Origin of the sequence: Rhodococcus sp. P-2 (genome assembly GCF_016598535.1) — a bacterium.
In the GTDB taxonomy this organism is placed as follows: Bacteria; Actinomycetota; Actinomycetes; order Mycobacteriales; family Mycobacteriaceae; genus Rhodococcus_F; species Rhodococcus_F baikonurensis.
Genome location: NZ_CP066779.1, coordinates 5,852,806 through 5,871,651 on the forward strand (window position 1 = coordinate 5,852,806; position 18,846 = coordinate 5,871,651).

13 protein-coding genes, 1 rRNA gene and 1 pseudogene are annotated in these 18,846 nt (G+C 62.3%); 9 read left to right on the forward strand and 6 right to left on the reverse strand.

The genetic code is table 11. The features are described 5' to 3' along the window. Window positions 1-16: 16 nt before the first annotated feature. The gene (locus I7X09_RS27275; RefSeq protein ID WP_042920537.1) at window positions 17-967 is read right to left on the reverse strand and encodes a metal ABC transporter solute-binding protein, Zn/Mn family; all 951 of its coding nucleotides are present in this window, start codon (window positions 965-967) and stop codon (window positions 17-19) included. Between the two features lie 139 nt (window positions 968-1,106). Here I7X09_RS27275 and I7X09_RS27280 point away from each other — a divergent pair, with 139 nt between their 5' ends. After that, window positions 1,107-2,195, forward strand: coding sequence for a LacI family DNA-binding transcriptional regulator (locus I7X09_RS27280; protein ID WP_095970901.1), 1,089 nt, complete (start codon window positions 1,107-1,109; stop codon window positions 2,193-2,195). Between the two features lie 17 nt (window positions 2,196-2,212). Here the strand turns inward: I7X09_RS27280 and otsB are convergent, their stop codons facing one another. Both otsB and kstR read right to left on the reverse strand, forming a co-directional pair. Then, complete coding sequence (gene otsB / locus I7X09_RS27285) at window positions 2,213-4,753, reverse strand: trehalose-phosphatase (protein WP_095970902.1); 2,541 nt, start codon at window positions 4,751-4,753, stop codon at window positions 2,213-2,215. Window positions 4,754-4,840: 87 nt separating this feature from the next. Continuing rightward, a complete protein-coding gene (gene kstR, locus I7X09_RS27290) occupies window positions 4,841-5,479 on the reverse strand; it encodes a cholesterol catabolism transcriptional regulator KstR (RefSeq protein ID WP_003945752.1) in 639 nt (212 codons plus the stop codon). Between the two features lie 94 nt (window positions 5,480-5,573). Here kstR and I7X09_RS27295 point away from each other — a divergent pair, with 94 nt between their 5' ends. From I7X09_RS27295 to I7X09_RS27320, 6 genes are all read left to right on the forward strand, one after another. Further along, window positions 5,574-7,736 carry an acyl-CoA dehydrogenase gene (locus I7X09_RS27295; protein WP_200314606.1) on the forward strand — a complete coding sequence of 721 codons (2,163 nt, stop codon included), beginning with the start codon at window positions 5,574-5,576 and terminating at the stop codon, window positions 7,734-7,736. Window positions 7,737-7,819: 83 nt separating this feature from the next. Further along, window positions 7,820-8,860: an acyl-CoA dehydrogenase family protein gene (locus I7X09_RS27300; RefSeq protein WP_095970904.1), complete on the forward strand. Its 1,041-nt coding sequence runs from the start codon at window positions 7,820-7,822 to the stop codon at window positions 8,858-8,860. Next, window positions 8,845-9,996 (forward strand): acyl-CoA dehydrogenase family protein, encoded by a 1,152-nt coding sequence (locus I7X09_RS27305; protein ID WP_200314607.1) that lies wholly within the window; start codon window positions 8,845-8,847, stop codon window positions 9,994-9,996. Before I7X09_RS27300 ends, I7X09_RS27305 begins: the two co-directional genes overlap by 16 nt. A gap of 7 nt (window positions 9,997-10,003) precedes the next feature. Then, on the forward strand, window positions 10,004-11,023 hold the full coding sequence (locus I7X09_RS27310) for a bifunctional MaoC family dehydratase N-terminal/OB-fold nucleic acid binding domain-containing protein (protein ID WP_200318105.1): 1,020 nt from the start codon (window positions 10,004-10,006) through the stop codon (window positions 11,021-11,023). A 2-nt stretch (window positions 11,024-11,025) separates the two neighbouring features. Then, entirely contained in the window at window positions 11,026-11,466 is a 441-nt protein-coding gene (locus tag I7X09_RS27315; RefSeq protein ID WP_020968404.1) for a MaoC family dehydratase, read from the forward strand. Then, window positions 11,463-12,632, forward strand: a complete 1,170-nt coding sequence (locus I7X09_RS27320; protein ID WP_003945661.1) for a lipid-transfer protein — start codon at window positions 11,463-11,465, stop codon at window positions 12,630-12,632. The genes I7X09_RS27315 and I7X09_RS27320 overlap by 4 nt, the downstream gene beginning before the upstream one ends. Before the next feature lie 107 nt (window positions 12,633-12,739). Here the strand turns inward: I7X09_RS27320 and I7X09_RS29805 are convergent. Next, a pseudogene (locus tag I7X09_RS29805) lies at window positions 12,740-12,868 on the reverse strand (HNH endonuclease); the annotation flags it as partial. Between I7X09_RS29805 and rrf the strand changes: the two are divergent. Together rrf and I7X09_RS27330 are read left to right on the forward strand one after the other, a co-directional pair. Beyond that, window positions 12,862-12,978: ribosomal RNA gene (gene rrf / locus I7X09_RS27325) — 5S ribosomal RNA — on the forward strand. The pseudogene I7X09_RS29805 and the gene rrf sit on opposite strands and share 7 nt — an antisense overlap. A 412-nt stretch (window positions 12,979-13,390) precedes the next feature. Continuing rightward, complete coding sequence (locus tag I7X09_RS27330) at window positions 13,391-14,812, forward strand: plasmid pRiA4b ORF-3 family protein (protein ID WP_234036734.1); 1,422 nt, start codon at window positions 13,391-13,393, stop codon at window positions 14,810-14,812. Between the two features lie 81 nt (window positions 14,813-14,893). Here I7X09_RS27330 and I7X09_RS27335 read toward each other — a convergent pair whose 3' ends face one another. Both I7X09_RS27335 and I7X09_RS27340 read right to left on the reverse strand, forming a co-directional pair. Then, window positions 14,894-15,469: a TerD family protein gene (locus I7X09_RS27335; RefSeq protein ID WP_003940660.1), complete on the reverse strand. Its 576-nt coding sequence runs from the start codon at window positions 15,467-15,469 to the stop codon at window positions 14,894-14,896. A gap of 113 nt (window positions 15,470-15,582) precedes the next feature. Continuing rightward, window positions 15,583-18,765: a DEAD/DEAH box helicase gene (locus tag I7X09_RS27340; RefSeq protein ID WP_200314608.1), complete on the reverse strand. Its 3,183-nt coding sequence runs from the start codon at window positions 18,763-18,765 to the stop codon at window positions 15,583-15,585. Window positions 18,766-18,846 lie beyond the last annotated feature (81 nt).

Here is an 18,846-nt window from a genome sequence, read left to right on the forward strand (position 1 = left end):
ATGGTGGGGCAAATAATTACTGGGCAGAGAGGGCGTTTGCGAGCGACTCCGCGGTCTGCGTCTGCCACTGAATGTAGTCCAGGCCCTCGGGGAGAGTCTCCGTAACCTCGACGACGGGCACTCCGGCGGTTTCGGCTGTGGTGCGCATGTCCTGGGTCACTTTGTCCTGCGTCTGGATGTTGTAGACCAGTGCGCGGGCCTGCTTCTCCGAGAGGAGTTGCCGGGTTGCGGCGATTGCGGCGGGTGACGGATCGTTGCCGTCTTCGATGGCACTGGTGAACTCCTCGGGAGTTGCGTCCTTCAGTTCAGCTGCGACCAGGAGGTAGTGCGCGATCGGCTCGGTCTGAGCCACCGGTGCGCCCGCGTGGGCAGCGGCGATGGAATCGGTGATCGCGGTGACGCCTGCGAGCTTCTGGCTGTATGCCTTCGCATTGTCCTCGTAGGTCGCCGCGTTGTCCGGATCGAGAGCGCTCAGCTGATCGGCAACCGAATGTGCGACGGCGTCGACGGTCGGGATGTCGAACCAGACGTGTTCGTTGACTGCGCCGTGGGTGTGACCGTCATGCGATTCGCCCGCGGTTTCGCCGGCGTGGATGCCGCCGTCGAGCAGGTTGTAGGCGTTGACCGTCTTCTGCTCGCCCTTGCCTGCGTCGAGGACGTCGGTGATGAACTGGTCGTAGCCGCCACCGTTGTAGACGACGAGCGATGCGTCGGTGATCTTGGCGGCATCGGCGGGCGTCGCCTCGAACGAGTGCGGGTCCGCGGACGGTTCGTTGATGATCGACGTCACGGTCAGCTTGTCGCCGGCGACGGCCTGCGCGACGTCGCCCCACACGTTCGTCGATGCGACGACGGTGATGCCGTCGTCCTTCGAGGAGGTTGAGCTGCACGCGGTGAGCGCGAATGCTGCGGCGACCGAGACGGCCGCGAGGGCGGTGGCGGTGCGGAATTTCGACGACGAACGCACGTGCTTTTCTCCTGAACAAAGGCTGGGCTAAATGCTATTGGAAACCGTTACCGTTACACATTAGCGCATAGTCGCTGGTAGTTCACCTTCGGTTCAGCCCCAACGCGCCGTCTGCGGGCACTACGGCTAACGTCCGTTTATGCCCCGGTCCCGTCAGCCACGCCGTCAAGCCACTTTGGCGTCGCTTGCCGCCGAGCTCAATGTGTCGAGAACTACAGTCTCGAACGCGTACAACCGACCCGATCAGCTCTCCGTCGAGCTACGGGATCGAGTGCTCCAAGCGGCCAAGCGACGCGGATATCCCGGACCCGATCCGGTCGCCCGCTCCTTGCGAACTCGCAAAGCCGGCGCCGTCGGTCTTCTGCTCACCGAAGCACTCAGTTATTCGTTCCGTGACCCGGCCGCCATGAGCTTCCTTGCCGGTCTCTCGGAATCGTGTGAGGACGCCGGCCAGGGCTTGCTGCTCATCCCGGCCGGGCCTGGCCGCGACGAGGTGGATGCTGCAGCCGTGGTCCAGCAGGCGGGTGTCGACGGCTTTGTCGTCTACTCCGTGGCCGACGACGATCCGTATCTCGCTGCCGTGCTCGAGCGTCACATTCCGATCGTCGTGTGCGACCAGCCTCGTGAGATCCCCGGTGCGTCTCTCGTGGGCATCGACGACCGCGCTGCCATGCGCAAGGTCGCCGATTACCTCATCGGTCTCGGACACCGCGACATCGGCGTGCTCTGCATGAGGCTGGGGCGCGACCGGATGGACGGCGTGGTCAGCCAGGAACGACTCAAGTCCCCGCACTTCCACGTCCAGCGTGAGCGGATCGAAGGCGTGCGCGACGCGATGGTGGCGGCCGACATGGACCCACTCTCACTCACGGTGATCGAGCGGTACGTCCACACATCGCAGTCCGGGCACTCGGCGGCGGCGGAAGCTCTCGCGACCAACCCTGAGATCACCGCACTGGTCTGCACCACCGACGTGCTGGCTCTCGGCGCCTTGGACTGGGCGCGCTGGCAGGGCATCGATGTACCTGGCCAACTGTCGATCACCGGATTCGACGGCGTCGACGAGGCGCTGCGCGAATCGCTGACAACGGTGCGCCAGCCCCAGGAAGAGAAGGGCCGACGCGCCGGTGCGCTCCTGATGTCGCCGTCCGGATCCGGCGTCCCGATCGTCGAGATGCTCGACACCGAACTACTGACAGGACGAACATCAGGTCGGATCCGGGTGTAGCCGTCAGGGTGTAGCGCTCACGCCAGGAGTTGGGCGCAGCGCAACAATCCCAGATGGCTGTACGCCTGGGGATGGTTGCCCAGCGAGCGTTCCGCGATGGGGTCGTACTCCTCCGCGAGTAGTCCGGTGGGACCTGCCGCCGCGACCAACTGGTCGAACAGTGCCTCTGCTTGTAGGCGTTGTCCGATCAGTAGGTAGGCCTCGACGAGCCAGGCGGCGCAGAGGTGGAATCCACCTTCGATGCCGGGCAGACCGTCGTCGTGATGGTACCGGTATACCGTTGAGCCGCTGCGTAGTTCAGCCTCGGTGGCTACGACGGTCGCTGCGAAGCGTGGATCCGTCGGATCGATCAGCCCCGACAGTCCGATGTGGAGAGTGGCTGCGTCGAGATCGGTACCGTCGTAGGCTGCGGTGTACGACTGGACGTCGTCCTTCCAGCCCTTGTGGCGCACTTCGTCGGCGATCTGGTCACGCAGTTCCGCCCACTCGGGCAGAGCCTCGCGAGAAAAGCGGGTGGCAAGATCGACAGCGCGGTCGACGGTGACCCAACCCATCACCTTGGAATAGACGTGGTGACGCGGGTTGTCGCGAATCTCCCAGATGCCGTGATCGGGTTCGAACCAGCGTCGCTGCACCGCCTCGACCATGGCGCACACCAGTTCCCAATCGCGGTCGCTCAAAGGATCGGGGGCACCGGCCTTTTCGCGTGCATTCGCCAGTTCGACGATCAACTCGACGATCGGGCCGAACACGTCCAGTTGAACCTGCTGATTCGCGGCGTTTCCGACGCGGACCGGCCTCGAGCCGGCGTATCCGGGAAGCGAATCGATGACGGCCTCGGGCGGTAGCGAAGTTCCGTAGAGCGTGTAGAGGGGGTGCAGGCGCTCGGGTCCCGGCAGCGTTTCGAGTACGCGGTGGACCCAGTCGAGGTAATTCTCGGCTTCGTCGGTGGACCCGACACTCACGAGAGCTGTTGCGGTGAGGGCTGCGTCGCGCAACCAGCAATAGCGGTAGTCCCAGTTACGGACTCCGCCGATCTCTTCCGGCAGGGATGTCGTCGCGGCGGCCATGATGGAACCGGAATCGGCATGAACCAACCCGCGCAAGGTCAGCGCAGAGCGTTTCATCAAGTCCGGCTTCAGCTTCGGGAGTTCGAGCGTCTTGGCCCAATCGGACCAATAGGCTTCAGAAGTCCCTCGACGTTCGATCTCCGGAACTTCCGAGGGTCCGATTTCTTCTGTTCCGCAACGCAATTCGAGTACGACGTCACCCTTGGACGGTTCGACGATGGCGTGGGCGGTCTGCTGATTTCCGTCGGTGGCGATGTTCCACAGCACGCCGGGGGAGCGGAGCACGTACGGCTCGTTGGTGCCGAGGACACGAATGCCCTCGTCGACGACCTCGAGCGTGACCTGACCCTGGCCGAACTCGGGGCGGGGTGCAAACGAGACGATCGCGTCGGCCTGACCGGAAATGATGCGGGTCAGGTCGGTTCGTCCTTGTGGGACGTCGTGGGGGAGGTAGTCGGTGACGGACAGGCTCGCCCAGCGGGTCTGAACGGTCATCGTGCTGTCGATGTACTTCTGGCTCAGCGGCAAGGCTGTTCGGCGAGGCCCGACCGAGAAGTGGCCGGCCCCGGTTCCGCCGAGAAGGTGCGCGAAGACCGCCGCCGAATCCGGTTCCGGGTGACACAACCAGGTCAGCGTCGCATCCGGGGTCACCAGAGCGACGGTGCGCGGACTCGCGAGCATCGAGAGTCGCTCGATGGGCGGAGCGTCGGCACCGGAAAGCCACGTGCGACGCTCGTCGAGCAGGAACGCCAGAGCGGCAGCGACATCCTCGGTGCTGTCGACGCGATAGTCGGCGACGGTGTCCCCGCTGCCGACCTTGATTCCGATGTCCGGCCCCTGAAGCCTGCTGAACGCCTTTTCGTCGGTGACGTCGTCCCCGATGAAGACGGCAGCGGTAGCGCCGTCCTGATGGCGAATCAAGTCGAGTGCGTGGCCCTTGTCTGTGGCGATGACCGCCAACTCGACCACCGACTTACCCTCGGTGACCTGAACACCCGGCCAGAGGGCTGACTCGGTGCGAACGGCGATGAGTGCCTTCTCGGCGTCGTCGGCGCTGGTGTTGCGTACGTGCAGGGCGACGCTGGCGGGCTTCTTCTCCACAGTTGCGCCGGGGGTGTCGGCGGCGATTCGGCCCAACTCGGTGACGATCTCGTCGAGCAGTTTCCTGGCGTCGGCGTCGATCGCGTGAACGAATCCGATGTCGAACTCGGAGCCGTGGCTGCCGACCAACTGCACTTCGGCAGGAAGCCGGGACAGTGCAGCCAGATCCTTGAGAGCGCGGCCCGAGATCACGGCCGCCGTCGTCGACGCCAGGCTGGCGAGGGAGCGGAGCGCACGCACCGTTTCCGCGCGGGGATAGGCCTTGTCCGGGTTGGCGACGATGGGGGCCATCGTCCCGTCGTAGTCGGAGGCTACGAGCAGGCGCGGGGTGCGTGCCACGCCCGACAGCGCTCGGCGGAGTTCGATGGACAGATCTTGTGCGCTCACCTCTTCAAATCTAGGTGATGCAGCGACTCCTGGCTCGATACGTTTCTGCCAGATCAGTGCAAAAATGACAGATGCGACAAAGGATGTCTATTCGGGTTTCCGCGTTCCGTCACCGAGCAGCAGTTCAACCGTCAATTCCAGGCGATTGGCGACATCGGTAGCCGAAGAACGTCGCGTGAGCCATGCCACCAAATTGGACAGCCACACATCGGAGATCACGCGCGCGATCGCCAACTGCTCCTCGGTCGGCTCCTCTTCGGTCATCGCCCGTGCGAAGAGACGGTCCATCAGCTGGCCCACCTGATCGACCTCTGCCGCTGCGGAGGCGTCGGCGAACATGAACGCGCGAGTCATGGCTTCGGTGAGGAGCGGATCGCGCTGCATCGCGCGGGTGATGAGGCTGAGGATCAGCTGCATCCGCTCGAGCGGGCTGGTTCCAGGTGGGATCTTGCCCTTGGAGTCGATCTTCTCGAACTCGCGTGCCAGAGCGGACACCAAAAGGTGAACCTTGGACGGGAAGTAGCGATAGAGCGTTCCGACTGCGACGTCGGCGCGCTCGGCCACGGCGCGCATCTGAACGGCCTCGTAGCCGCCCTTGGACGCCAAGGCGAGTGTTGCGTCGAGAATCCGCTTGCGGCGTTCACGTTGCGCGTTGGAGCTGAGATCGTCGTCCCCGAGCGTTGCAGAAGCAACCGCGTTGGAGCGGGATCGGGATGTTGTGGTCATCGACAAATTCCTTCGCGCCTTGACTCTTGGCCAGGTGTCATATTAGAACACGTTCTAAACAATTGTGTCACTTATCGAGAGGCGGGAACCAGTTGTGACAATCGCCACGACCGATGAACAGCGGGCGGTCCAGGAATCGATAGAGGCCTGGGCGCGCTCGGCCACGCCGATGGACATGGTACGCCGTGGACCAGCAGTTTCGTGGCGGGAGAAATGGTCCGAGTTCGCGTCTCTCGGGATCTTTTCGGTCGCCGTTCCTGAAGCGGTAGGCGGAGTCGGAGCCGAAATCGTCGATCTCGCGGCAATGCTCGAGCAGGCGGCAATCGAACTCGTGCCGGGTCCTGTTCTCACGACTGCGCTGGCCGCTCTGGTGGTGGGGCGTAGTTCGTCGCCCGCTGCCAAACGGTGGTCCGAAACGCTCGCCGACGGTGCGCTGCCGTGTGCCGTCGTATTGGACGAAAGTCCAGTTACGGCAACGGCGAACGCGTCCGGTGGCATCGAGCTTCATGGCGAAGGAGGTTACGCCTGGGGCGCAGATTCGGGTGTATCGGTACTCGTTCCGGCGAGCGTGGTGTCCGGAACCGACGGTTCGCGTGTCGTCTGGGCTCTCGTCGACGGTGACAGCGAAGGCGTGACCTACGAAGCGGTCGACACCATCGACAAGTCGCGACCACTGGCACGAGTCTCGTTCGACCGAGTGACAGTCGACGCCGACCGAATCCTCGATGACATTGCCCCAGGATCGGTTTCCGATCTCGCGGCGGTGCTGGGGGCTGCCGAAGCGGCCGGAATTGCGGCGTGGAGCCTGCGTACTGCGGTGGAGTACGCGAAGATTCGCGAACAATTCGGAAAGCCCATCGGCTCGTTCCAGGCGATCAAACACATCTGTGCCGAAATGCTGTGTCGCGTAGAGAATGCCGGAGCCGTCGCCTGGGACGCCGCGGTCGCTGCAGAGTCGGGCGACGAACTTCCGATCGCGGCGGCGGTGGCGGCCGCGGTGTCTCTGGACGCCGCTGTCGAGACGGCGAAAGACTGCATTCAAGTGCTCGGCGGCATCGGATTCACGTGGGAGCACGAGGCACACTTCTACCTTCGTCGAGCACTGTCACTCCGGCAGATTCTGGGCGGATCATCTCGCTGGCGCGCACGCGTTGCGGAATTGACGATCGGCGGCGCACGGCGTCACCTTCAGATCGACTTGAGTGAACTGGAATCCGACCGGTCCGACATTCGCGAAGAGGTAGCGCAACTGGTGGCGCTACCCGAATCCGAACAGCGCAACGCGCTGGCCGAATCCGGCTACCTTGCACCGCACTGGCCGAAGCCGTACGGCCGGGGCGCCAAGGCCGCACAACAGATTTTGATCGAGGAAGAGTTGGCGGCCGTCGGTATCGGCCGACCCGATCTCGTGATCGGCTGGTGGGCCGTTCCCACCATCCTCGAGCACGGCAGTGCGGAGCAGATCGAAAGATTTGCGACTCCGACGCTCAAAGGTGAGATCACCTGGTGCCAGCTCTTCAGTGAACCCGGTGCAGGTTCGGATCTTGCGGCGCTGCGCACGACCGCGGAAAAGGTCGAGGGTGGTTGGAAGCTGAACGGCCAGAAAGTGTGGACTTCGCTTGCGCGTGAGGCGGACTGGGCCATCTGCCTTGCCAGGACCGATCGCGATGTTCCCAAGCACAAGGGCATCACGTACTTCCTTCTCGACATGAAGACGGCTGGGATTCGGATCTCGCCGCTGCGTGAGATAACAGGCGACGCCCTGTTCAACGAAGTCTTCCTCGACGACGTCTTCGTGCCGGACGAGTGTGTCGTCGGCCAGCTCGGCGGAGGCTGGAAACTGGCCCGCACGACCCTCGCCAACGAGCGAGTCGCGATGAGCGGAGGGTCTTCGCTCGGCGGTGCGATGGAGGAATTGCTCGAGCTGGCCGGCGATCCCGATCCTGTGGTTGCAGACAAGCTCGGTGGGCTGATCGGAACCGCCATGGTGGGCTCGTTGCTGGAATTGCGTACGACACTGCGGCAGTTGGACGGTCAGGATCCGGGCCCGGCGTCGAGCGTCCGCAAGCTGGTAGGCGTGCGTCAGCGTCAGAATGTCGCAGAGTTCGCCATGGAATTGGGTGGCCCGGCCGGATGGGTGGAGGGCCCGCTCTCGCGTGAGTTCCTCAACACGCGATGCCTGTCGATTGCCGGCGGAACCACGCAGATCCTGTTGACCGTCGCCGCGGAGAGAATTCTGGGCCTGCCCCGTGACTAGACGGCGTGAGTAGAGGCCTTTAGAAATGTCCACGTTGGTGATACAACTAGAACACGTTCTACATCAGAGACAGGATTGCCAGCGTGGACTTCACTCCCGATGAAACCCAGGAAGCGGTAGCCGAGGTGGCTACCGCGCTCCTTGCCCGTGAACTGGAGCCGGACGCGCTCTGGGCGGCATTCGCCGAAGCCGATCTGCTCACGTTGGCATTGCCCGAGCGTCTGGGCGGTGAGGGCCTCTCGGTGACTGACGTCGGTTCCCTCCTCGTCGAGGTCGGCCGGGCCGCTGCACCCATTCCGGCTCTCGCGACCCTGGGCTTCGGCGTACTCCCCATCGTTGCTCTGGGGACCGACGCGCAGCAGGACGAATTGCTCACCGGAGTCAGCGATGGCCGGGTGTTCACCGCGGCCCTCGGTGAACCGGGGCAGCAGTTCCCGAAGCAGCCGTCGACTACCGCGCAGCAGTCGGGCGACTGGTATCGCGTCAGCGGGACCGTGCTTGCCGTGCCCTTCGCGGCGAGCGCACACAGAATTCTTGTGCCCACAGACGCCGGAGTCGTTCTTGTCGATCCAACTGCCGCCGGCGTCGCACTGACACCGACTCCCAGTGCGTCCGGCAGTCCGGAGTTCGCAGTCACCATGGACGAGGCGGTCGGTGAACTTCTCGGTGCCGGCGAGGAAGCCGTCCAGACGCTGTACCGGATCGCCACGGCGAGTATCGGAGCCGTTGCAGACGGTTTGGTTTCCGGTGCCGTCGATCTCACTGCGGCACATGTCGGCTCACGCGAGCAATTCGGCAAGCCGCTCGCCACGTTCCAGGCGGTCTCACAGCAGATCGCCGACGCCTATGTCACCTCTCGGACCCTTCACGTCGCGGCGCTGTCGGCGTCTTGGCGCGTGTCGGAGGGCCTGGATGCCCAGTCGGACCTCGACGTCATGGCGTACTGGATCGCCCAGGAGGTTCCCGCCACGATGCAGGTGCTCCACCATCTGCACGGCGGTCTGGGCGTCGACGTCACCTATCCGCTTCATCGTTACTACTCGACTGCAAAAGACTTGGCGCGCCTTCTCGGTGGCGCTTCGCAGCGACTCGACCTCGTGGGGGCCCGGTGTTCATCGATCTGACCGACAGTCAGCACGCATTGCAAGCTGAACTTCGACGCTACTTCTCGACGCTGATCTCGCCCGAGGAGGCCAAGATCATGCGTGTGGAGCGGCATGGCCCTACCTACCGCGAGGTCATCCGTCGCATGGGCAAGGACGGCTGGCTCGGCGTCGGCTGGCCCGTGGAGTACGGCGGACGTGGGTTCGGCGAGGTCGAGCAGCAGATTTTTGTCAACGAGGCTGTGCGGGCGGATGTCCCACTGCCTTCGGTCACTCTGCAGACCGTCGGCCCGACTCTGCAGAAGTACGGCAGCGAGGAGCAGAAGCAGAAATTCCTGCCCGCGATCCTCGCCGGTGAAGTGCATTTCGCGATCGGCTACACCGAACCGGAGGCCGGCACCGACCTTGCAGCGCTGCGTACCTCGGCAGTTCGAAGTGGAGACGAGTACATCGTCAACGGTCAGAAGATCTTCACCACTGGCGGGCATGACGCCGACTACGTGTGGCTCGCCGTGCGAACAGGTTCCGCTGATTCGCGGCACCGCGGCATCTCGATCCTGATCACGGACACCAAAGATCCCGGTTACACCTGGACGCCGATCATCACCTGCGACGGCGCGCATCATGTCAACGCCACCTACTACGAGGATGTTCGCGTTCCGGTGAACATGCTTGTGGGTGAGGAGAATCAGGGTTGGCGCCTGATCACGACGCAGCTCAACCACGAGCGCGTCATGCTCGGCCCTGCAGGTCGTGTCGCAGGGATCTACGACCACGTCTTCGATTGGGCCAAGCGTGAAAACCTGCTCGATCACGTCGACGTACGGCGCGCGCTCGGCGAGATTCACGCGACGTATCGCCTCAACGAACTGCTCAACTGGCAAGTGGCGTCGAGTGATTCGGATTCGGTGGACATCGCCGACGCTTCGGCGACCAAAGTGTTTGCGACCGAACGCATCCAGCGAGTCGGTCGACTCGCGGAAGAGATCGTCGGACGGTACGGAAATCCGATCGATCCCGAAACGGCTGATCTCATGGAGTGGCTGGACATGCAGATCAAGCGCAACCTGGTGATCACCTTCGGCGGTGGAGTCAACGAGGTGATGCGCGAATTGATCGCTACCGCCGGCCTGAAGCTTCCCCGCGTTCCGAGATAGGAAATAAATCGTGTCAGATCCCATTCTCACTGCTGCCGAGCGGGTTCGAGAGGACGGGCCGAGCGCTCCTCGCGCCGGCCGGGACCCCGTGAACCTGCCGATGATCCGCAACTGGGTCGAGGCGATCGGTGACGAGAACCCGATCTACGTCGACGAATCGGCCGCCCGCGCTGCCGGACACGACGGAATAGTCGCACCGCCGGCGATGGCGCAGGTATGGACGATGCGCGGTCTGGGGGCGATTCGAGAAGCCGACGATCCGTTGGGCCGGATGACGGACATTCTCGACGAGGCCGGATTCACGTCCGTCGTCGCGACCAACTGCGATCAGATCTACCACCGCTACTTGAAACCAGGTGAAGAAGTCACCATCTCCTCGGTGTTGGAAGACGTTGTGGGACCCAAGAAGACAGGTCTCGGCGAAGGGTGGTTCTTCACTACCCGCAGCTTCTGGCGGGTCGGCGAAGAACTGGTCTCGGAGATGATGTTCCGGATCTTGAAGTTCGCGCCGCCAGTCAACGAGACGCCCTCGACTGACGTCCCTGCTGACCTGGACGCATCGCGGATGCTGCGCCCGACGCCGTCTCTCGACACACAATTCTTCTGGGACGGTGTTGCCGCACACGAGCTGCGTATTCAACTGCGTTCGGATGGTTCGGTGCAGCACCCGCCGGTGCCCGCGATCTGGAAGGACAAGTCGGAGCAGACCGACTACGTGGTCGCGTCCGGACGGGGAACGGTCTTCAGTTTTGTCGTTCACCACGCGCCCAAGGTTCCTGGTCGGTCGTTGCCGTTCGTCGTGGCCCTGGTCGAACTGCCCGAGGGTGTGCGGATGCTCGGCGAATTGCGCGGTGCCGATCCCTCGAGTGTGTCGATCGGAATGGAGGTGGAGGCGATCTACCTCGACTTCCCCGGAGACGACGAGACCGGGGGAACTCCCTGGACCTTGTACGCGTGGCAGCCGGTTGATGTGTCTGATGTGTCTGCTGTGTCTGGGGCTTCAGCGGTTTCTGCGGTGAAGGAGTGACGATGACTTTGACGACGGATATCACTGTGGGAGAGGTTCTTCCGCAGCTCTCGATCTACGGCGACCCGACGTTTGTGGTCTCGGCAGCGCTCGCTACCCGCGACTTTCAAGATGTTCACCACGACCGTGATCTCGCACAGAAACGCGGCTCGAAAGACATTTTCGTCAACATCCTCACGGATACCGGCCTGGTGCAGCGATTCGTGACCGACTGGGCAGGGCCGCGGGCAGTACTCACGTCGATCAAGCTCCGCCTCGGGGTCCCCTGGTACGCCTACGACACTTTGACGCTCTCCGGAACGGTGACCTCCTACGACGAGGATCTCGTTTCGCTCGCGGTGGTCGGCAAGAACAGTCTGGGAGATCACATCACCGCGCAGGTCACACTGGCATTTCCGGCGTCGGGTTCGAATGGAGACATTGAAAACGGAGACATTGAATGAGCGCACTGTCCGGCAAGGCCGCGATCGTCGGAATCGGAGCCACGGATTTCTCGAAGGACTCCGGTCGCAGTGAACTGCGACTGGCCGCCGAGGCTGTTCAAGCCGCGTTGGACGACGCAGGTCTGACACCCGCCGACGTCGACGGTCTTACCTCGTTCACCATGGACACCAACACCGAAGTCGCGGTGGCTCGTTCGGTGGGTATCCCGAACCTCAAGTTCTTCAGTCGTATTCACTATGGTGGCGGTGCCGCTGCGGCGACGATTCAGCAGGCGGCCATGGCGGTCGCCACTGGCGTCGCAGACGTCGTCGTCGCTTACCGCGCGTTCAACGAGCGATCGGGTGCGCGTTTCGGGCAGGTGAACTCCGGCCTTGTGGCGCAGGTCAATTCGTCGGGGACGGACAACGCCTTCTCCTATCCTCACGGATTGGGTACTCCCGCATCGTTTGTCGCGATGGTCGCGCAGCGGTACATGCACGTATACGGAGCGTCCAGCGAGGACTTCGGTCGAATCGCCGTCGCGGACCGTAAGCACGCAGCCACCAATCCGAAGGCGTTCTTCTATGGAAAACCGATCACCCTCGAGGACCATCAGAACTCGCGATTCATCGCCGAACCTTTGCATCTCCTCGATTGCTGCCAGGAATCCGACGGAGGCATCGCCATCGTCGTCACCTCGGCCGAACGAGCCAAAGATCTGAAGAACACCCCTGCCGTTATCGCTGCGGCCGCACAAGGCAGCGGGGCAGATCAATACATCATGACCAGCTATTACCGTGACGGTCTGACCGGCCTACCGGAGATGGGCCTTGTCGGCGATCAACTCTGGTCACAAAGTGGGCTGCGCCCGTCGGACATGCAGACGGCGATCTTCTACGACCACTTCACGCCCTATGTTCTGATGCAGCTCGAGGAACTCGGTTTCTGCGGTAGGGGAGAGGCCAAGGACTTCATTGCCGGTGGCGCAATCGAACTCGGCGGCAAGCTTCCGATCAACACCCACGGTGGACAGCTCGGCGAGGCATACATCCACGGGATGAACGGTATCGCCGAGGGAGTTCGGCAGATCCGCGGTACTTCGGTCAACCAGGTCGACTCCGTCGAGAATGTACTGGTGACTGCGGGCACGGGAGTTCCGACATCGGGGCTTGTGCTGACTCGCTGATTGATCGAGGGCACAGCTCCGTCCCGCGTCACGGCCTGTTGGCACCGCATCGGAGGATCTCTTCGATGCGGTGCTCGGCTATGTTCTGTTGTGCCTGAGGTTCGTCCTCAGGTTGTGAAGGTGGTGTTCGCCGGCCGCGGGTGCCGCTGCGGATCGATCGAGGGCGGCGGGATGAACCACGGCTTGTTGTCGACCCCGATCCGGATCTCCCATTTGCCGACGAACCCGTTACGGCGGTCATAGCGAAGGGGAAACGCCCGGTCCCATTCCGAACCCGGAAGCTAAGCCCTTCAGCGCCGATGGTACTGCACTCGACAGGGTGTGGGAGAGTAGGACACCGCCGAACACACTGTAAGAGAAGCCCCCCAACCAGTCATGGTTGGGGGGCTTTCTCATACCCAAAACACACCCACCACCCCGCCCGACGTCGAGCGAACGGTACGTCTGTCGCCTCAGATCGACCGAACGTACCGTTCACACCACCAGGGGCAGGCCACTGGCGGCACCGTCACTGCCGGCTCACCACCCCCCGACGTCGAGCGAACGGTACATCCGTCGCCTCAGATCGACCGAACGTACCGTTCACACGATCAGGGCAGGGCAGGGCAGAGCGAAGGCAGACGGGGTGAGGAAGATGCCGGCGCCGAAGCACATAGCGACTTATTAGCCAAGGTACAGATTGTGAACCCCCTCATAAGTTCGAAGTACTCTCCGATTTTGTGCCTTTGTCCCTAGCACTTTGGCCTAGGCTGAGTGACATGGTGGGGTTGAGCAGCTCGAGGGTGTCGCATTTGCGACTCGTTCCGACGGAACCGGAAGAACTGCAAAGGTTTGTTCAAGAAGTTGGCGGAGAGCGTGGGGGCTTTCCGTTTGCGCGCTCGTTGCGTTCGCAGCGGCGCTCGGTTCCAGCGCAGTACGCGATACGTATCAGTGTCGACAATGTTTCCACTCAGATCTGGCGACGAATTCTCGTCACTTCAGATCTGAATCTGGATGACCTGCATTCCGTGGTCCAACAAGCAATGGGGTGGAGTGACCTCCATTCGCACGCCTGGTCCAAGTCCGGAAGGAGATTTCCGGGTGAGGTCGAAGAGTATGTGGCGTCCGGAAGCAACGCAGAACAGCGCCGCCCCGGCCGAGTGGCGGTCGTGGAGTCCGCGGTACGCCTGGACGAGGTCATGGTCTTGCCAGGTGATGAGCTCAGCTATCGCTATGGGCGTTACGGGAATTGGCGCCACACACTGACTCTCGAATCTTCGGACCGACTGCCCGACGGTTTTCAAGTTGTGTGCGCCGCGGGTCGCGGCGCATGTCCTCCGGAAGAATGCGTCGGGCCTGACGAGTACGAGCAGCTCCTCGGTGTCCTCGCTTCGGAGAAGCTGCGCTCCCACGAGTGGACTCTCGAATGGCCGCAAACTGAATTCGAGCCGACACGATTCGAAATCGCCGAGGTCAACGGTCGCCTGTCCGACAGGCGTACATCTCGACCGGACGAGATCGTTGCGCCGTACGACGTTGCAAAGCTCGTCGAATGCCTGGAACCCGCGCGAGTCCCGGAATTGCACGCGGTTCTGGACCGAGCCGGCATCGAAGATCGGTCGGCAGTCGGAGAGCTGATCCACCTCGAGGCCGGCCACCGCCTTCAGGCGGTCCTGACGCTGATCGGTGTCGAAGGGATCGAGGCGGATGATTTCTTCACGACCGTCGATGCGATGCTCGACGAACCTGAACTAGGACCTGTCAATCTCCCCAAAGGGCGTTCACTCTTCGCAGTACTCAAGAGGTTTGGCCTGGTACGAAAGCACAAAGGGCAGATTGTTCTGACGAAGCGGGGACAGTCAGCCCAGCGGGACGCGTCGATGATGTGGTCGGTAATCGTCGAAGGGGTTCCGGTTGCGCCGGGTGGCTCGCAGCGGGCGGTGGAGCTCCTTGCACTCCTCGCAGTTGCGGCTGGCATGTCGCCGTCAGATCGTCATCGCTTCGTCTCGCGTGCGCTCGAACCGATTCGCGCGTCGAGCATCCTGATGTCAGGAGCTCAGACCGCCAAACGTGACACATCGGGGAGCACCGTAGAGGTGCTTGGTTTGATCGGGGCTACGGGCTACGAGCTAGGGAAGTTCGGCACCAAAGCGGACTCGTCCTGGGCTCCCTATCTCGCGAGGGCGATTCTGCAGCGTTAGCTCAAGCATGGTCGCAGACAAACGAAACGGGGTTCAATCCGGAAATACCGGATCAAACCCCGTTTCGCGTACCGATAGAGATCAGATGTTGACGCCGTAGTCGCGGGCGATGCCGGCGAGTCCGGATGCGTATCCCTGTCCGACTGCGCGGAACTTCCACTCGCCGTTGTGGCGGTAGAGCTCACCGAAAAGCATGGCGGTCTCGGTGGAAGCGTCTTCCGAGAGGTCGTAGCGTGCCAGCTCGGAGCCATTCGACAGATCTACGACGCGGATGTAGGCGTTGGTGACCTGCCCGAAGGACTGGAGTCGAGCATCGGCGTCGTGAATCGAGACGGGGAAGAAGATGTTGGTGACGTTGGGCGGTACAGCCGGGAGGTCGACGTTGATGACCTCGTCGTCGCCGTCACCTTCACCGGTGAGGTTGTCGCCGGTGTGCTCGATGGACCCGTCGGGCGAGCGAAGGTTGTTGTAAAAGACGAAGTGCAAGTCGGAAAGGACCTTGCGTTCCGGGCCGGTGACCAACGCGCTGGCGTCGAGGTCGAAGTCGGCACCACTGGTACTGCGTGCATCCCAGCCGAGACCGACTGCGACCTTGGTGAGGTTGGGTGCGGCCTTCGACAGAGATACGTTGCCGCCCTTGGCAAGTGTGACGCCCATTCAGGTTCCTCTCGTTCGAACGAAGTGAATTTCTTCGTTCGGGAGTTCTGTGTTGTCCGTTCTCGACTCACATTACCGTGAGCGGGTGGGTGCGGTTCGACCGAATAGGCACCTCACTCGAACAGCGCGCGAAGATCCTCGGCGTCGAGTCCGGTGCCGAGTGTCCCTTCGGCGTCCATGACATTCGAGAACAATGCCGACTTTTTCGCTTTGAGCGCCATGACCTTCTCTTCGATCGTGTCTTTGGCAATGAGACGGTAGACCATGACGTTTCGCGTCTGCCCGATGCGGTGAGTGCGATCGACCGCTTGTGCTTCGGCGGCTGGGTTCCACCAGGGATCGAGGATGAAGCAGTAGTCGGCCTCGGTGAGATTGAGACCGAAGCCACCAGCCTTGAGGCTGATCAGAAAGACGGGCATTGCGCCAGACTTGAACTCCTCCAGGACTTCACCGCGATTGCGCGTCGAACCGTCGAGGTAGCTGTAGGGGATGCGCTCTGCGTCGAGTCGGGCGCGCACCGAACCGAGGAATCCGGTGAACTGACTGAAGATCAACGCACGGTGCCCGCCGGCGATGACGTCGTCCAATTGCTCGACGAGAGCGTCGACCTTGGCCGACGGGACGGGTCCGTTTTCCTCGTCGACCAGCGAGACGTCGAGGCTGAGTTGGCGTAGCAGCGTCAGCGATTGCAGGATCGTGAATCGGTTCTTGTCGACGTCGTCCAGCAATCCGAGAATCTTCTGCCGTTCGCGTTGTAGGTGAGTGTCGTAGATTGCACGATGACTCGGATGCAACTCGATCTCGAGTATCTGCTCCTGCTTCGGCGGCAAGTCTGCTGCCACCTGTTCCTTGGTGCGCCGAACCATCAGCGGTTTGACGCGCCGTCGTAGTTGCGCCAATCGCTCTGTGTCGCCTTCCTTTTCGATGGGGTTGCGGTAGATGTCGGTGAAGGTGGTGGGGCTGGGGAACAGTCCGGGTGCAGTGATCGCGAGGAGCGACCACAACTCCATGAGATTGTTCTCCATGGGAGTTCCGGTGATCGCGAGTTTGAAAGGTGCGTCCACCGCTCGCGCGAACTGGTGGACTTTGGACTTGTGGTTCTTGGCGAATTGGGCTTCGTCGAGTACCAGTCCGGACCAGAGGACTGCGGAATACGCCTCGTTGTCGAGGCGAAAGAGTGCGTACGACGTCACGACGATGTCTGCCCCGTCGACGAGTGTTGCCAGGTCGGTTCTTCTGCGCCGCAGAGTATCCGTGATGACAGCGGCGTGGAGGGTTGGTGCGAACTTGGCCACCTCGGATTTCCAATTGGAGACCACGCTGGTGGGAGCAACGATCAGAAAGGGCGGCGCCGCTGGATTCGATTGCCGTGCAGCGCAGATCATTGCGAGGGTTTGCAGGGTCTTGCCCAGGCCCATGTCGTCGGCGAGTATGCCGCCCAAGCTGTGCTGCCGGAGGAAGTTGAGCCAGCGGAATCCGTCGACCTGATAGGGACGCAGTGTTGCCGTCAAGGTGTCGGGGACGTCGACGGGATCGATCCCGGAACTGTCGAGCAATCCTGCGATCTGCTTCTTCCATGCTGCTGCCTGATGTTCGACTCTTCCCAGTGTGGTCAATTCATCCCACAGCCCGGCTTGAAACTTGCTGATCGCAAGTTTGCCGGTTGGGCGATCGAGCAGTGACCGCGCTTCGGTGATGAGTCGGTGTAGACCGAGAAGGTCAGGTGCGTCGAGTCGGAAGAAGGCGCCGTCCGGTAGCAGGATGTGGGTCTCACCCTTGCTAAGAGCGGAGAACAGTGTTGTGAACGGAACACTTTGTCCCGCAACGTCGACGGTGACATCGAGGTCGAACCAGTCGGATCCGCTGTTCCCGTCGGGGGCTGACGTGCTGAGACCGATTACGACAGCGTCGTCTGCAGAACGATAGTCGGCCGGCGTGCCCGCGACGGTGAGGTCGACGGCGGCGTTCGCGTCGAGTTGGGGGAGGAGGTCGAGTGTGAACTGCATGGAATCGAGACCGGTCAGCGTTCCCGCGAGAGTGGCCTTCGCCCCGGCCGCACCGAGGCTCTCGGCGATGGCATCTTCGGCCACGTGATTGCGGACCTCGGACTCGTCGGTGGATGTATCCGCGGTAGAAATGATCAGTTCGTCGGCATCGACGGTGTACTTCCATGCCGATTCGATGTCGATGCGATGGTTGTCCTCGTACGTGGCGACCAGTTGTAGCCGAGGACCGGACACAGTCGGTGGGTTGTAGGTGCCGTCGGAAGATGTGACGGGAGCGAGGTTTCCGAGTTTGAACACGAACCGTGAAGTGAACGCATCCCGATGCTCGGCGGGTATGTCGACTGACTTTCCGGAGTCGATCAACTGCCTCAGTTGGTGGGTTACCGGCGTGTGTAGTGGTGCGAGCGTGATCGCGTTGGCGTCGTCGAGCGTGAAGACGCCATGTGCCGGCGTGCCGACGAGTCCCCAGTCGGAATGAGTGACGATGTGCCCACCGGCCTGAATTCGGGGCGTGAGACGGAGGTTGTCGTCTTCTGCTCCGTGGACGTCGAGGCAGATGTTGGCATCGTCGAGTAGGGAGACGTTGCCGAGGCCGGCCTTCGAGTGAACGAGTGAAACACCCAGGCTGATCGCCTCACTAAGCAGCGACCAGAGTTGCGGGCTCGTGAACCCGGCAAGATCGATTTCCGCGGCATTCTGATTGCGGTAGTAATTGCCGGCGCTGTGCAGGAGATGTATGTCGCGTAGCACCCGGAGGTGATCCGCAGGGAACTGAAAGGTGCTTCCGAGTTTGTTCCAGGCGAGTCCGCCGGAGATCCACCCTCTCGCTCCTGGTTGCACTGGTTTGACGAAGAGCCGTGTCGATGTGCCCTTGGTTCGGGTGCTGAATTGAATGCCGAGTCCGCGAGTGGCACCGAGGTCGGGGTCGGGTCGGAGCAACTGCTCGAGCGCGCCGTCCCACCCGTGTTGTTGTGGCGTCGTGTTCGCCTCGGCCACTGCTGCGAGTACCAACGCAGCCACGTGTTTACAGTTCATCCGCACGGGACACGTGCAGAGGCCGCGTGCGAAAGTTGCGGAACCAGTCGCGCTGCGGGTTACCGAAATCGTGCAGGTATACGGCTCTCGTGCAGTTCCCGACACAGCGCCGGTCAAGGTGTCAGCAGTGTCGTTCCATCCGATGGATTCGACTGCATTCTGCCGCAGGTAGGCAAGACCGCGTTCGTAGGTGGTTGTACCCACGACAGCGCGAATTCGGTCGAGGTCGAGGGCCCTGACTGAATCCGGTTGCACGGGGCCAGCCTAGTAGCGGCGACCGACAGATATTGTCGTGGTCGTTTGTCCAAGAAAGTTCGAACTGCACGGTATGTTCAC

Bases quoted from the DNA above. Each gene is read 5' to 3' on its own strand.
- I7X09_RS27280 (WP_095970901.1), top strand. From the start codon at position 1,107: ATGCCCCGGTCCCGTCAGCCACGCCGTCAAGCCACTTTGGCGTCGCTT.
- kstR (WP_003945752.1), bottom strand. From the start codon at position 5,479: ATGACCACAACATCCCGATCCCGCTCCAACGCGGTTGCTTCTGCAACG.
- I7X09_RS27315 (WP_020968404.1), top strand. From the start codon at position 11,026: ATGACTTTGACGACGGATATCACTGTGGGAGAGGTTCTTCCGCAGCTC.
- I7X09_RS27330 (WP_234036734.1), top strand. From the start codon at position 13,391: ATGGTGGGGTTGAGCAGCTCGAGGGTGTCGCATTTGCGACTCGTTCCG.
- I7X09_RS27320 (WP_003945661.1), top strand. From the start codon at position 11,463: ATGAGCGCACTGTCCGGCAAGGCCGCGATCGTCGGAATCGGAGCCACG.
- I7X09_RS27335 (WP_003940660.1), bottom strand. From the start codon at position 15,469: ATGGGCGTCACACTTGCCAAGGGCGGCAACGTATCTCTGTCGAAGGCC.